The sequence below is a fragment of the Microbacterium proteolyticum genome (assembly GCF_029639405.1).
Taxonomy (GTDB): domain Bacteria; phylum Actinomycetota; class Actinomycetes; order Actinomycetales; family Microbacteriaceae; genus Microbacterium.
Genome location: NZ_CP121274.1, coordinates 2,305,163 through 2,319,450, shown reverse-complemented (window position 1 = coordinate 2,319,450; position 14,288 = coordinate 2,305,163). Strand labels below are relative to the sequence as shown.

Sequence of the window (14,288 nt, the reverse complement as noted above, 5' to 3'; positions counted from 1 at the left end):
GAGCAGGGTCTGAAGGGGCGGGCCCGAAACCGCCGCAGCCACGACGAGGAGGCACCCGTGAAGAAGTTCGTGAACGACCCGGCCGACGTGCTGGCGGAGGCCCTGCGCGGCATCCACGCCGCTCATCCGGAGCTTCGCATCGACACCGAGAACCGCGTGATCCTGCGCGGTGAGCCCACGCGCGAGGGCAAGGTCGCCCTGGTCTCGGGCGGCGGATCGGGGCACGAACCGCTCCACGGCGGGTTCGTCGGCCGCGGGATGCTCGACGCCGCCGCCGCCGGTGAGGTGTTCACCTCGCCCACGCCCGATCAGGTGCTCGCGGCGACGCAGGCCGTCGACTCCGGAGCCGGCGTCCTCCACATCGTGAAGAACTACACCGGCGACGTGCTGAACTTCGAGATGGCCGCGGAACTCGCCGCCGCCGAGGGCGTGCGCGTCGAGTCGGTCGTGGTCGCCGACGACGTCGCGGTGCAGGACTCCACGTGGACCGCGGGTCGCCGCGGCACCGGGACGACCGTGATCCTGGAGAAGATCGTCGGAGCGCTCGCCGAGGAGGGCGCCGACCTCGACGCGGTCGCGGCACTGGCCCGGCGCGTGTCCGATTCGGGACGCTCGATGGGCGTCGCGCTCACCAGCTGCACCGTCCCCGCGGTCGGCCACCCGACCTTCGAGCTGCCCGAGGACGAGATGGAGGTGGGCGTCGGCATCCACGGCGAACCCGGCCGGACCCGGGTCAAGCTCGCCACCGCGCACGAGATCGCGAAGCTCATGGTCGACCCGATCGTGCACGACTTCGGCGAGGCCGTCGGGCCCGCGATCGTGCTGCTGTCGGGCCTGGGCGGCACCCCGCTCATCGAGCAGTACCTCCTGTACGGCGAGATCGCCCCGCTGCTCGCGGAGGCCGGGGTCGACGTCCAGCGCGTCCTGGTCGGCGACTACATCACGAGCCTCGACATGGCGGGAGCGTCGCTGACGGTCGTCAAGGCCGACGACGAGTTCCTGCGCCTATGGGACGCCCCGGTGGTCACCCCCGGCCTCCGGTGGGGCGCATGAGCGGGGCCGCCTCGACCGACGACCTCGTCGCCTGGATCCGCGCGTTCCGCGACGCCGTGCAGCAGCACCGCGACGAGCTCACCGCTCTGGACTCCGCCATCGGCGACGCCGACCACGGATCGAACATGGCCCGCGGCCTCGACGCCGTGGTGGCGAAGCTCGAGGCTCCGCCCGCTTCCGCCGCCGATCTCTTCAAGACCGTGGGGATGACGCTGGTCTCGTCGGTCGGTGGAGCGAGCGGCCCGTTGTACGGCACGTTCTTCCTGCGGATGGGGCCGGCTCTCGCGGAGGGGACGGATGCCGCCTCCCTCGGCGCGGCTCTCCGGGCCGGCGCCGAGGGCGTGGTCGCCCGCGGCAAGGCCGAGCCCGGCGACAAGACGATGGTCGATGCCCAGCTCCCCGCCGTCACCGCGTGGGACGACGCCGTCGCCGCCGGCGCGGACGCTGCCGGCGCGGCTGCGGCCGCCGCGGAAGCGGCCGCGCACGGCCGGGACGCCACCGAACCCCTCGTGGCACGCAAGGGCCGCGCGAGCTACCTCGGCGAGCGCAGCGCGGGGCACGTCGACCCGGGAGCGGCATCCACGGCGCTCCTCTTCCAGACGCTGAGCGACACTCTGGCGGCACGGGGGTGATCGGTATCGTCGCGGTCTCCCACAGTCGTCCGCTGGCCGAGGCCGCCGTGGATCTGGCACTGCGGATGGGCGGAGGCGACCCGCCGACCGTCCTGGTGGCGGCCGGCGGTCCGGACGGCGATCTCGGAACGGATGCCGCGGCGATCGCGGAGGCCCTGGATGCGGCGGATTCCGGCGACGGCGTCCTGGTTCTGATGGATCTGGGCTCCGCCCTCCTGAGCGCGGAGATGGCGCTCGAGTTCGCCACGGCACCGGATCGCGTGATCCTGAGCCCCGCCCCGTTCGTGGAGGGTCTGGTCAGCGCGGTCGTCACGGCCGCGGGCGGCGCGACGCTCGCGCAGGTGGCGGCCGAGGTCGCGGGGGCGGCCGAGGCGAAGCGCGTGCACCTCGGCGCGACGGAGGCGGCCGCTCCGTCACCGGAGCGCGAGAGCGCGCAGTCGGGCGACGAGCTCTCGTTCGAGACGACGGTCATCAATCCCTCCGGATTGCACGCCCGCCCCGCCGCGACGTTCGTGAAGGCCGCCTCCCGGTTCGACGCCGATGTGCAGATCGCCGAGATCGGTGGCGAGACGCCCCCGGTATCGGCGCGGAGCCTCCTCGCGCTGATGGCCCTCGGCGTCCGCCAGGGCGCACGGGTGAGGGTGACCGCCACCGGCGCCCAGGCGGCCGAGGCGCTCGAGGAGCTGCGAACGCTGATCGACGACGGATTCGGCGAGGTGTGACGCGCCCGGCGTCCCTCAGCGAGTGACGCTGAGCAGGCGCCGGGCCAGAGCCTCTTCGACGACGAGCTCGGTGACGAGTCCCGCGGCGAGCGCTCCGCGGAGCGCCGTCAGCTTCGACAGGCTGGACACGACGCAGAACCGGCGCGGGATGCGGCGCACGGTGTCGAGGTCGGGACCGCTGGACCGGGCGTTGAGTTCGGGGATGTCCCACGAGCCGTCGACACGGTAGAACACCGTCGCGCAGTCGCCGACGACGCCCTCCCGCTCGATGATCGCGCGGTCGCGCTCGTCGAAGTAGTCGCCGCTGTAGACGTGGGAGGGGACCTCGGCGTGCGGGGAGCCGAGCCCGAAGACGAACAGGCCCACGCGCTGCTGGATCTCCAGGACCGACCGGACCGACCGCTCCCGCCACATGGCCTGCTTGGTGCGGGGATCGTCGAACAGCGCCGGCACCGGGAATTGGTGCACGGACGAGGACCACGCCGCCCCCAGGCGGGACAGGATCTCCCCCGCGTACGGGATGCCGGAGGTGCGCAGGTTCGCGGCCCCGTTCATCTGCACGATGTGGGTGTCGTGCACGTCCTTCGCCGGCACGTGCCGCGCGATGGCCGAGAGCGTGGATCCCCACGCGATGCCGATGGTCATGGAGGATTCGATGCGCTCGGCGAGGATGCGTGCGGCGGTCAGGGCGGTGCGCTCGAGACGCTCGGCCTCGGAGGTGCGCGCCGGAGTGGGCACGACGTGGGCGGTGATCCCGAAGCGATCGGCGATGCGCTGCGCCATCTGACCGCGCGCATCGTCGGGCGGGCTGATCGAGATCGTGACGAGCCCCACGTCCCGGGCGTGCTGCAGGAGTCGGGAGACGGAGGACCGGGAGACGCGCATCTCATGGGCGATGGCATCCATCGTGAGGTCCTGCATGTAGTACAGCTGCGCTGCGCGCAGCGCGTCGCGCGAGCGTTCTTCCGTCTGCGTCGTCATGGCCGGCCTTTCTGCGCTTGCCCATTCTGCACGTTTGTTCAAGGGGCTTGCAACAACGTGCAGGGGCGCGCATTCTTCTTCGGTACCCACAACGAAAGGTCGCAGTCGACATGTCGTCCCCCTCTTCTTCGCTCCGCGCCGACGTTCAGGCGCTCCGTGACGCCGAAGACCTCGACGTCCTCATCATCGGAGGGGGAATCAACGGCATCGCCACCCTCCGCGATCTCTCCCTGCAGGGCGTGAAGGTCGCCCTCGTCGAGCGCGGCGACTTCGTCTCCGGCGCATCCTCGGCCTCGAGCCACATGGTCCACGGCGGCATCCGCTACCTCGAGAACGGCGAGTTCCGCCTCGTGAAGGAAGCGGTCACCGAGCGCAACGACCTCCTCAAGACCGCTCCCCACTACGTCAAGCCCCTCGAGACGACGATCCCGATCTACAAGACGTTCTCGGGCATCCTGTCGGCACCGTTCCGCCTCCTCGTGACCCACGGTCGCGGCAAGCCCAACGAGCGCGGTGCCCTGCTGATCAAGGTCGGCCTGATCATGTACGACACCTTCTCGCGCGACGGCGGCTCGGTTCCCCGTCACAGGTTCCTCGGCAAGAAGAAGTCGCTGGCGGAGCTGCCCCGGCTCAACCCCGATCTCGCCTACACCGCCACCTACTTCGACGCCTCGATGCACGACCCCGAGCGCATCGCGCTCGACGTCCTGCACGACGGCATCGTCGCCGGCGGCGGTCGCACGCAGGCCGTCAACTACGTCTCGGCCGTCGGTGCCGACGAGAACGGCGTCCGCGTGCGCGACGAGGTCTCCGGTGAGGAGTTCAGCGTCAAGGCCAAGGTGATCCTGAACACCTCCGGCCCGTGGACCGACCTGACCAACGGCGCACTGGGTCTCACCACGCAGTTCATGGGAGGGACCAAGGGTTCGCACATCGTGCTCGACAATCCGGAACTCCTCGCCGCGACCGGTGGACGCGAGATCTTCTTCGAGCACTCCGACGGCCGCATCGTCCTGATCTACCCGCTGAAGGACCGCGTCCTGGTGGGAACGACCGACATCGACGCCGACCCCTCCCAGCCGGTGGTGTGCACCGACGACGAGATCGAGTACTTCTTCGACCTCATCGGACACGTCTTCCCGACCGTGCCGGTCGACCGCTCGCAGATCGTCTACACCTTCTCGGGCATCCGCCCCCTCCCCCGCCACGACGACACCGCCCCCGGCTTCGTCTCGCGCGACTACCGCATCGTCGACGACGAGATCGGCGGCATCCCGGCCATGAGCCTGGTCGGCGGCAAGTGGACCACGTTCCGCGCCCTCGCCGAGCACCTCAGCATGAAGGCGCTGCAGAGCCTCCGCCGTCCGCACCGGGTCAGCACCCAGGGCCTGCCCATCGGCGGCGGCAAGGGCTTCCCGACCACTCCCGAGGAGCGTCGCCGCTGGGTGTCGGCTCGCACGAATGCGCACTCGACCGCGGTCGTGGAGGCCATGCTGGAGCGCTACGGCACGCGCGCCGACGCGATCCTCGGCGTGCTGCCGGCAGAGCCCACCGCCCTCGAGCACGCTCCCGGCTACTACCGCGAGGAACTCGTCTGGATCGCGGAGCACGAGCAGGTCGTCCACCTCATCGACGTGCTGCTGCGGCGCACGCACCTCGCCTTCGTCGGCGGGATGAGCGAGCGCACGCTGCGGGAGGTCGCCGAAGCGGTCGCCGGGCCGCTCGGATGGGATGCCGCCCGCATCGACGAGGAGATCGCGACGACCACCGAGGCGCTGCGGACCGCGCACCGCGTCGATCTGGCCGAGGCCGGGGTGGCGCGAATCTGAGAGAACGTGCGGGCGCGCCGTCTGTTGCGCGCCCGCACGGCGGTCGTAGGTTCAGAACAACCGAGCCGCTACATGCCCGAGCCGATGGCGGCCGGGCACAACAGAAAGGTCGATGACGACATGCAAGAAGTGAATCTGGGGCTGTACTTCCTCTCGGAGGTCGTCGGCACCGCCATGCTGATCCTGCTGGGTTGTGGCGTGGTGGCCAACGTGGCACTGGCCAAGACCAAGGGCAATGCCGGTGGATTCCTGATGGTCAACTGGGGCTGGGGTCTCGCCGTGTTCGCCGGCGTGATCGTGTCGGCCTACTCCGGCGCTCAGCTCAACCCCGCCGTCTCCATCGGGCTCCTCGTCGCAGGCAAGATCGGCTTCGTCCAGTTCCTCGTCGCGGTCGCCGCGCAGCTGGTCGGCGCCATCATCGGTGCCGTCCTGGCCTGGGCCTCCTACAAGCAGCACTTCGACGACGAGCCCGACCCCGCCGCCAAGCTGGGCGTGTTCTCCACCGGTCCCGCCATCCGTTCGTACGGTTGGAACCTGGTCACCGAGATCATCGCGACCTTCGTCCTGGTCTTCGTGATCTTCGGATTCGCCGACTACGGCGTCGCCGACATCGGCGTCCCCGGCGGCATCGGCGGGCTCGCCGCCGTCCCGGTGGCGCTGCTCGTGGTGGGTATCGGCGCCTCCCTCGGTGGCCCGACCGGTTACGCGATCAACCCCGCCCGCGACCTCGGACCTCGCATCGCGCACGCGATCCTGCCCATCAAGGGCAAGGGTTCGAGCGACTGGGGCTACTCGTGGGTGCCGGTCGTCGGCCCCCTCATCGGCGGTCTCCTCGCCGGTGTCCTCTCCCCGGTCCTGCTGCACCTCAGCCAGTGACCTCCCACGGGGGCGCCCCGTCGGCGCCCCCGTGCCCACCCCCTTCCCTCCTCCGTTCCACCTCAACCCACCACTGACAAAGGAGTCCATCCATGGCCGACTACGTCCTCGCCATCGACCAGGGCACGACCTCGACGCGCGCGATGATCTTCAACAAGTCCGGGGGCGTCGTCGCCGTCGGTCAGAAGGAGCACGAGCAGATCTTCCCCAAGGCCGGGTGGGTCGAGCACGACCCGCTGGAGATCTGGCGCAACACGCAGGAAGTGATCGGTCTGGCCCTCAGCCGCGCCGACATCACCCGCCACGACATCGCCGCCGTCGGAATCACGAACCAGCGTGAGACCGCGGTGGTCTGGGACAAGAACACCGGGAAGCCGGTGTACAACGCGATCGTCTGGCAGGACACGCGCACCCAGTCGATCGTCGACCGTCTCGCCGACGGCGACACCGAGCGCTACAAGAGCATCGTCGGCCTGCCGCTGGCGACCTACTTCTCGGGCACCAAGATCGTGTGGATCCTCGAGAACGTGGACGGCGCACGCGAGAAGGCGGAGGCCGGCGACCTGCTGTTCGGCACCACCGACACCTGGGTGCTGTGGAACCTCACCGGCGGCATCGACGGCGGCGTCCACGCGACCGACGTCACCAACGCCAGCCGCACGCTGTTCATGGACCTCGAGACGCTCCAGTGGCGCGACGACATCCTCGCGGACTTCGGTGTCCCGAAGTCGATGCTCCCCGAGATCCGCTCCTCCTCCGAGGTCTACGGGCAGGTCGAGTCCTCCTCGCTCCTGCGCGAGACCCCCGTCGCCGGCATCCTGGGCGACCAGCAGGCCGCCACGTTCGGTCAGGCCGCCTTCGACCCGGGTGAGAGCAAGAACACCTACGGCACGGGCAACTTCCTGATCTTCCAGACGGGCGAGGAGATCGTCCATTCGGAGAACGGCCTGCTGACGACGCTGGGCTACAAGCTCGGCGACCAGCCCGCGCGCTACGCCCTCGAAGGGTCGATCGCCGTGACCGGATCGCTGATCCAGTGGCTCCGCGACCAGCTCGGCATCATCTCCTCGGCTCCCGAGGTCGAGGCGCTCGCGAGTTCGGTCGACGACAACGGCGGCGTGTACTTCGTGCCGGCGTTCTCGGGTCTGTTCGCTCCGTACTGGCGTCCGGACGCCCGCGGCGCGATCGTGGGCATGACGCGCTACGTCAACAAGGGGCACATCGCCCGCGCCGCCCTCGAGGCCACGGCCTTCCAGACGCGCGAGGTGCTCGACGCGGTCAACGCCGACTCCGGTGTCGACCTGACCGAGCTCAAGGTCGACGGCGGCATGACCGCCAACGACGCCCTGATGCAGTTCCAGGCCGACATCCTCGGTGTGCCGGTCGTCCGCCCGGTCGTCGCCGAGACGACGGCGCTGGGTGCCGCGTACGCGGCCGGCCTGGCCGTCGGCTTCTGGGACAACCTCGACGACCTCCGCGCCAACTGGCAGGAGGACAAGCGCTGGGAGCCCGACATGGACTCCGCCGAGCGCGACCGCGAGCTACGCCTGTGGAAGAAGGCCGTCACCAAGTCCATGGACTGGGTCGACGACGACGTGCGCTGAGCGCCCCCGTCACAACGGAACCCCGTCGGCTCGCTGCCGGCGGGGTTCCGTCGTTCCCGGGAGTTCCGGCATCCGGATGCCGAGGCTCACCGACCGGGCTTGGGGAACGCCGCTCGCACGGCATCGGACTGCAGGTAGTCCGAGACGCCGATGAGGAGGATCGCGAAGAGGATCTGCTCGGTGACGACCCAGAACGGGTACAGGCCCGGGATCGCGGCGAGGACGAGGGCGACGACCGGGAAGATCCGGCTGAACAGCTGGAGGCGTCGGAACGCCCAGTACCAGCCCGCCCGCGCCCGCCACAGGAAGTAGAAGAGGGTCGTCGTGATGCCGAGCACGACGAGGCACCGCATCCACACGGCGAACCCGACGTCGTCCCCGCCGATCGTCATGACCGCGGCGACGACGATGGTGGCCACACCCAGGAGGAATCCGGCGGCGAGGAGGAGCGTGATCGCCCGGAAGGCGCGGCGGACCCGCGGATCGTCCGACGCGGGGACACGATGGTCGGCCTGTCGTCCGCCCGCGAGGCGGTCGAGGCGTCGCAGGGCGGATTCGAGCTGCATGGCCCCACTGTACGACGCGCGAAGCGTCAGGCCGCGGTGACCACCGGCTCGTGACGCACCGGGAAGTTCACCGAGTTGGCGATGAAACACCACTCGCGCGCCTGCCGGTGGGCTGCGACCGCGGCGGCGATCATCGACTCGTCGGCGACGACGACGCGGGGACGCAGCAGGACGTCGGTGAACGCTCCTCCGCCCTTGCCGTCCTCCACCATCGTCCCGGTCGCGTCGTCGCTGTAGGAGACCACCACCACTCCCGTGGTCACGCAGGCATGCAGGTACGACAGGAGGTGGCATTCGCTGAGGGCGCCCAGGAGCAGCTCTTCGGGGTTCCACTTCGCCGGGTCGCCGCGGAACGGCTTGTCCGCGGACGCCTCCAGCAGCGGCTTGCCGTCGACCTCGAGCGAGACCGAGCGGTCGTAGTCCCGGTATCCGCTCGTGCCGCTCCCCCGGTCGCCGGTCCACGTCGCGTGCAGGCGGTACTGGTGCTCTCCGATCATGGTGTCCATCCTGCCCCCTCCCGCGTCGTCCGGAGCCGCCGGATACGATGGACGGATGCCTCTCACAGCCCCGGATGCCGTCGAACTCGCCGTCGTCGAGCGCAACGGATTCATCGAGTCGCGCCACCACGGCGTCGCCGTGGTGCTCTCCCCCGACGGGTCGGAGCATCTCGCTCTGGGCGACCCCTCGGCCCTGTTCCTCCCCCGCTCGAGCATGAAGCCCCTGCAGGCCCTCGCGTGCCTGTCCGCGGGTGCGGAACTGAGCGGAGAACGCCTCGCGCTGTCGATGGCGAGCCACTGCGGCACGGACCGCCATGTCGAGGTGGCCCGCGGCATCCTGCAGTCGGCCGGCCTCACCGAGGACGACCTGGGCTGCCCCGCGGCCTGGCCGAGCGACCCGCAGACCCGCGACGAACTGGTCCGCGACCACGGCGTGCCGTCGCCGCTGCGCATGAACTGCTCCGGCAAGCACGCGGCCATGCTGCTCACGTGCGTCACCAACGGCTGGTCCACGGCGGACTACCTCGACCCGCAGCACCCGCTGCAGGTCCACATCCGCGAGGTCATCGAGCGTCTGGTCGGCGAACGCCTGACCACGACCGCGATCGACGGGTGCGGCGCACCTGTCTACGCCATGACCCTCACCGGACTCGCCCGCGCCATCCAGCGCATCGCGACCTCCTCGGAACGGTCACCGTTCGCGCTGCACCGCAGCGCCGGCGCCCTGGTGCGCGCGGTCCGGGAGAACCCCTGGACGATCGACGGGCCGGGCCGGGCCGACACCGTGGCGATCGAGCGACTCGGCGTCTTCGCCAAGATGGGCGCCGAGGGCGTGCAGGTCATGACGGCGCAGGACGGCACCACCGTCGCGCTGAAGATGCTCGACGGGTCGAACCGGGCGGGGCACGCCGTGGCCCTGCGGCTGCTCGAGCGCGCGGGCGCACTGGAGGCCTCCGCGGTCGCCGACACACTCGCGGCGCTGCCGCTCGGCGTCCTCGGCGGGGGTCAGCCGGTCGGAGCGATCCGCGCCGCAGTCTGACGCGGAACCGCGCTGACGGACCGCGACCTGGTCGCACGCGCGGCCGCGCCGGGCGCCCCCGAGGAGGCGACCGGCGCGACGTGGATCAGATGCCGCCGTCGACCGACCGCGGATAGGCGATCGGCTCCTCGGGCACGAGCACCGCGGTGTCGCGGTTCAAGCTCTCTCCTCGGAAGAACGGCTTCGACCGGGGGAAGGCGTACCAGAGCACCATCAGGACCACGCCGATCGCGAGCGAGCCGATTCCCAGCACGAACGTCCCGCCGATCCCGAACAGCACGGTGTAGCCGTACTCGGGGTCGTACATGTCGATCGCGGACTGCACGAACGCGTACGTGAGCATGAGCGCGCCCAGCAGGGGCAGGATGCCGCGGTAGAAGAGGTTCCTGGCCGAGGTGAACAGGTCGCGGCGGAAGTACCAGACGCAGGCGTAGCCCGTGATCGCGTAGTAGAACGCGATCGCCAGCCCGAGCGACAGGATCGAGTCCTGCAGGATGTTGTCGCTGATGAGGGTCATGCCGACGTAGTAGACGCTCGCGACGATCCCCATGACGAGGGTCGAGAACGACGGCGTCTGGAAGCGCGGGTGCACCGTGCTGAATCGCTTCGGGAGCGCCTTGTAGGCCGCCATCGCCAGCGTGCCGCGGGCGGTCGGGAGGATCGTGGTCTGCGTCGACGACACGGCCGAGATCAGCACGGCCACGATGAGGATCCACCCGAAGGGGCCGAACAGACCGTCCTTGAGCGCGAGGAACACGTCGTCGGCGTTGTCGACGTTGGCCAGTCCCGTCCCGTCCTCACCGACGCCCGCGTACATCATCGCCGCGACCGTGACCGCGACGTAGGTGCCGAGCAGGATGACGGTGGTCAGCAGGGCCGCGCGTCCCGGGATGCGCTTGGGGTCCTTCGTCTCCTCGTTGAGGGCGAGACACGTGTCCCAGCCCCAGTAGATGAACAGCGCCAGCAGCACGGCCTCGGTGAACCCGCTCCAGTCGGTGAAGCCGAACGGGTTGAACCAGGCCAGGTCGAACGGCGTGGGGTTCGGGGCCGTCCCGTCGAAGAACTTCCACAGCGCCACGATGACGAACAGCGCCAGCACGAGGTACTGCACGCCCAGAAGGATGTTCTGGATGCGCTCCCCGATCTCCACGCCGCGGTAGCTCACCCAGGTCATGGCGGCGATGAACGCGACACCGGTCGCGGTCACGAGCGGCACGTTCTCGGCGAGCGAGCCGTCGCCGATGAGGGTCCAGAGGTAGATGCCGGCGATCTGCGCGAGATTCGCCAACACGACCATGCCGGCCACGGCGACGCCCCATCCGCCCATCCAACCGACCCACGGACCGAATGCCTTGGTCCCCCACGTGAAGGTCGTGCCGCAGTCGGGGACGTCGTTGTTCAGCTCGCGATACGCGAAGGCGATGAACAGCATCGGGATGAAGGCGATGATGAAGGCGATGGGGGCCGAGGCTCCCACAGCGAGGACGACGAAGCCCAGGGTGGCGACGAGCGAGTACACCGGCGCGGTGGAGGCGAGACCGATGACGGTCGATCCCCAGAGGCCGAGAGTACCCGCGGCGAGGCCCTTGCCGGCCGTCCGTTCGGGTGCGGTGGTCATCTGCTGAACGTAGGAGTCAGCAGGCCCCCGGGTCAAGCACCGCGCTCAGGCGGCGCGTCGGGCCACGTCGAGCACGACGATGGTGATGTTGTCGCGGCCGCCGTTCTCGAGCGCCGCCGCCATCATCGCCTCGACCGCGTCGGCGGGATCGGGGTTGGCCTCGAGGAAGTGACGGATGCCGAAGTCGGTGAGTTCCTTCGTCAGACCGTCCGAGCAGATGACGAAGCGGTCGCCGTCGAGCACCTCGAGTCGGAGGTAGTCGGGTTTCACGCTGTCGCTCGGGCCGACGGCACGCGTGATCACGTTGCCGTACGGGTGGTTCTCGGCTTCCTCCGGGCTCAGACGCCCCGCGGCGATGAGCTCCTGCACGACGGAGTGGTCGGTGGTGATCTGCACGATGTCGTCGTCGCGCAGCAGGTAGACGCGCGAGTCTCCGATGTTCAACGTCACCCAGTGGGGCTCGTCTCCCCCGGCCTCGAGGTAGAGGCCCGTGAGGGTCGTCCCCGTTCCCTCGTCGGTGGTCTCGGGGTGGGCGACGATGTCCTTCACGGCGCGGGAGAGCGCCTTCTCGATGTTCTTCGGCGACACGATGCCGCTCTCGACGACGGCGCGGAGGCGGTCGACGGTGCTGGCGCTGGCGATCTCACCGCCGAGGTGGCCGCCCATGCCGTCGGCGACGACGAACAGGGGGAACTCGGCGAGCAGCGCATCCTGATTGACCTCGCGGCGCTTGCCGGTGTCGGTGGTCGCCGCCCAGGAGAGATCGAGTGCGCCGCCCGTCAGGGGAACGGTGCGCGTGTGGGTGGTCACCTCGGGCACGAAAAGATCCTCCGGTTGGCCGACATCTCCGCCGGCGGAACCGCACGGCCCTGTCATCCTAGTCGACCGACGGACGGTGCCCACGGATGCCACGGGCGCGGCGTTCCCGGGGACAACGATGACGAGCTCCCCGCGACGGACGCGGGGAGCTCGTCATCGTGTGCGTGTCAGACCTGCGGGCCCGCCGGGGGCGGGGGCGTCGGACCGGCCGGGGGTGCCGGCGGGGGCGGCGTCGTGCCTGCAGCGGGGGGCGCCTGCGGCGGCGCGTACGGCTGGGCCGGCGGAGCGTAGCCGGTGGGAGCACCGGGGCCTGCGGCAGGTGCTGCCGGCACCGGCTGACCCGGCTGCACGGGGACACCGTTCCACACCGTCTTGTCCGCGAGGAACGAGTTCGCCCACGGCGAGGGCTGGATGTTCGGGTTCCACGGGTTGCTGCCGAACGCCAGGATGCCGAGCCAGATCCACTGTCCGAGCGGGCCGAGGATGAACAGCAGGAGGATCGGCCACTCGCGACCGAACTTGGCGTTGACCCGGTAGGCGACCATGATCATCGCGACGAACAGAGCCAGACCGGACAGGTACTGGAGGATCGGGATGACCGAGGCGACCACGAGGGCGAGGATCACCCACGGCGAGAGGTCGCCGAGCTTGGCCAACACCAGGTAGTTGTAGACCGGCACCCAGGCGCGCCACTTGCCCTGCACGCCCGCCTTCTCGAAGACCTTCGACAGCAGGAACGCGCTGATGAGGTAGCCGACGATGGCGAACAGGAAACCGAACAGGGCGAGGATCAGGAAGGCGGCGGCCGACGCGGCATCGCTGGCGCCGTAGTCGTTGTAAGCCAGATGGATCATGGTGACGAAGTTCCTCTCGGGCCGGATGCGAGCTGGCGCTCGCATCAGCGACGGGTGTCTCCCGCGTAGGTCATGCTAGCGAAGCTGAGTGTTGGCTGACAGTACCTTGACCCGTGGATCTCAGACCAGCAGGTCGACCTCGCCGACCCCGCGATCGCGCATCACGATCCCCTGCGACCGGGCCCACTCGACGAGGGCTCCGCGCGAGCCGATCTGCGCGTGCGTGCTCGCGAGGGCGCGGGCGAGGTGGCCCTTGGCCTTCTTGTTGAAGTGGTTGAGCGCACGCACGGTTCCGTCGGACGACTCCGACACCACCCGGACGTACACGCCGTCGACGTTCGCGGGGACCGGCCCCAACGCGGCGTACGCCTCCGACCTCAGGTCGACGACGAAATCCGGTCGGGCCCGCCCCATCGCCGTCGTGACGGCATCCGCCCAGATCCGTCGCGGGGACGGCAGGCCGGGCAACGACGTCGAGGCCGCGAGCCGGTAGACCGGGATGCCGTCGAGCGCGCCCACCGGGCCGAACGGCGCCGAATGGATCAGGGCATGGGAGCCCAGCCACGCGCGGGCGGACGCGTCGAGGGTGCCGGCATCGAGAGCGTCGAAGAGCACCCCGGTGTAGCGGTCCACCGCGGGGAGGGTTCCCGCGGAACGCAAGGCCGCGTTGTCGGCGATCTCGTGCAGACGGCGCGCGCTCAGCTTCAGGACGCGTGCGGAGGCGTCCTCGTCGGCGCTTAGGGCGATCAACCCGTCGACGACCTGCTCCCGGAGCGGGCGGAGCGAGGGCAGCGCGAGCGCGCCCAGATCGATCGGCGGGCCGTCGCCGCCGGGACGTTTGGTCTCGGAAGGGGGCAGGAGAACGAACATGCGACCTCGGAGGAACGAACGACGCGCGCCGCCCGGCGAACCGGACGACGCGCGTCGAGGAGAAGAGTGTCAGACCAACGAAGCGTGACCGGCGACGATCGTCAGCTCATCGCCCGCCATCGACAGGAACCCGTCCTCGGCGTTCGCGAGGACCTTGGTACCGTCGACGCCCGTGATGCGGACCTCGCCCTGGGCGAGGATCGCGAGCACGGGTTCGTGACCCTGCATGAAGCCGATCTCGCCTTCGACCGTCTTGGCGACGACCAGCGACGCCTCCCCGGCCCAGACCTCGGCGTCGGCCGAGACGAGGTTCACGCGCAGCGGCATG

Annotated in this window: 15 protein-coding genes; 7 read left to right on the top strand and 8 right to left on the bottom strand. The window is 70.0% G+C overall.

Annotated elements, in window-relative coordinates; genetic code table 11:
* The first annotated feature begins 57 nt into the window (after positions 1–57).
* The 3 genes from dhaK to dhaM are packed head-to-tail and all read left to right on the top strand — an operon-like array spanning position 58 to position 2,407.
* On the top strand, positions 58–1,053 hold the full coding sequence (gene dhaK / locus P8R59_RS11680) for a dihydroxyacetone kinase subunit DhaK (protein ID WP_278101210.1): 996 nt from the start codon (positions 58–60) through the stop codon (positions 1,051–1,053).
* The gene (gene dhaL, locus P8R59_RS11675; RefSeq protein ID WP_278101209.1) at positions 1,050–1,685 is read left to right on the top strand and encodes a dihydroxyacetone kinase subunit DhaL; all 636 of its coding nucleotides are present in this window, start codon (positions 1,050–1,052) and stop codon (positions 1,683–1,685) included. Before dhaK ends, dhaL begins: the two co-directional genes overlap by 4 nt.
* Complete coding sequence (gene dhaM / locus P8R59_RS11670) at positions 1,682–2,407, top strand: dihydroxyacetone kinase phosphoryl donor subunit DhaM (RefSeq protein ID WP_278101208.1); 726 nt, start codon at positions 1,682–1,684, stop codon at positions 2,405–2,407. The genes dhaL and dhaM overlap by 4 nt, the downstream gene beginning before the upstream one ends.
* 15 nt (positions 2,408–2,422) lie before the next feature.
* Here dhaM and P8R59_RS11665 read toward each other — a convergent pair whose 3' ends face one another.
* Positions 2,423–3,388, bottom strand: a complete 966-nt coding sequence (locus P8R59_RS11665) for a sugar-binding transcriptional regulator (protein ID WP_077050242.1) — start codon at positions 3,386–3,388, stop codon at positions 2,423–2,425.
* A 110-nt stretch (positions 3,389–3,498) separates the two neighbouring features.
* Here P8R59_RS11665 and P8R59_RS11660 point away from each other — a divergent pair, with 110 nt between their 5' ends.
* The 3 genes from P8R59_RS11660 (at position 3,499) to glpK (ending at position 7,697) form a co-directional block, all read left to right on the top strand.
* Entirely contained in the window at positions 3,499–5,217 is a 1,719-nt protein-coding gene (locus P8R59_RS11660) for a glycerol-3-phosphate dehydrogenase/oxidase (RefSeq protein ID WP_278101207.1), read from the top strand.
* Positions 5,218–5,337: 120 nt separating this feature from the next.
* Positions 5,338–6,093, top strand: coding sequence for an MIP/aquaporin family protein (locus P8R59_RS11655; protein WP_278103814.1), 756 nt, complete (start codon positions 5,338–5,340; stop codon positions 6,091–6,093).
* 92 nt (positions 6,094–6,185) lie between these two features.
* Positions 6,186–7,697 (top strand): glycerol kinase GlpK, encoded by a 1,512-nt coding sequence (gene glpK / locus P8R59_RS11650; RefSeq protein ID WP_077050244.1) that lies wholly within the window; start codon positions 6,186–6,188, stop codon positions 7,695–7,697.
* 86 nt (positions 7,698–7,783) lie between these two features.
* Here glpK and P8R59_RS11645 read toward each other — a convergent pair whose 3' ends face one another.
* Entirely contained in the window at positions 7,784–8,263 is a 480-nt protein-coding gene (locus tag P8R59_RS11645) for a hypothetical protein (protein WP_278101206.1), read from the bottom strand.
* Positions 8,264–8,289: 26 nt separating this feature from the next.
* Entirely contained in the window at positions 8,290–8,760 is a 471-nt protein-coding gene (locus P8R59_RS11640) for an OsmC family protein (RefSeq protein WP_278103813.1), read from the bottom strand.
* A 55-nt stretch (positions 8,761–8,815) separates the two neighbouring features.
* Here P8R59_RS11640 and P8R59_RS11635 point away from each other — a divergent pair, with 55 nt between their 5' ends.
* Complete coding sequence (locus tag P8R59_RS11635) at positions 8,816–9,799, top strand: asparaginase (RefSeq protein ID WP_077050247.1); 984 nt, start codon at positions 8,816–8,818, stop codon at positions 9,797–9,799.
* An 85-nt stretch (positions 9,800–9,884) separates the two neighbouring features.
* Here the strand turns inward: P8R59_RS11635 and P8R59_RS11630 are convergent, their stop codons facing one another.
* The 5 genes from P8R59_RS11630 to P8R59_RS11610 form a co-directional block, all read right to left on the bottom strand.
* A complete protein-coding gene (locus P8R59_RS11630; protein ID WP_278101205.1) occupies positions 9,885–11,417 on the bottom strand; it encodes an APC family permease in 1,533 nt (510 codons plus the stop codon).
* Between the two features lie 45 nt (positions 11,418–11,462).
* Positions 11,463–12,236 carry a PP2C family protein-serine/threonine phosphatase gene (locus tag P8R59_RS11625; RefSeq protein ID WP_077050249.1) on the bottom strand — a complete coding sequence of 258 codons (774 nt, stop codon included), beginning with the start codon at positions 12,234–12,236 and terminating at the stop codon, positions 11,463–11,465.
* A 167-nt stretch (positions 12,237–12,403) separates the two neighbouring features.
* Positions 12,404–13,090: a DUF5684 domain-containing protein gene (locus P8R59_RS11620; protein WP_278101204.1), complete on the bottom strand. Its 687-nt coding sequence runs from the start codon at positions 13,088–13,090 to the stop codon at positions 12,404–12,406.
* Positions 13,091–13,210: 120 nt separating this feature from the next.
* On the bottom strand, positions 13,211–13,960 hold the full coding sequence (gene yaaA / locus P8R59_RS11615; RefSeq protein WP_278101203.1) for a peroxide stress protein YaaA: 750 nt from the start codon (positions 13,958–13,960) through the stop codon (positions 13,211–13,213).
* Between the two features lie 69 nt (positions 13,961–14,029).
* The gene (locus tag P8R59_RS11610; RefSeq protein ID WP_077050252.1) at positions 14,030–14,287 is read right to left on the bottom strand and encodes a F0F1 ATP synthase subunit epsilon; all 258 of its coding nucleotides are present in this window, start codon (positions 14,285–14,287) and stop codon (positions 14,030–14,032) included.
* Between the last annotated feature and the right edge of the window lies 1 nt (position 14,288).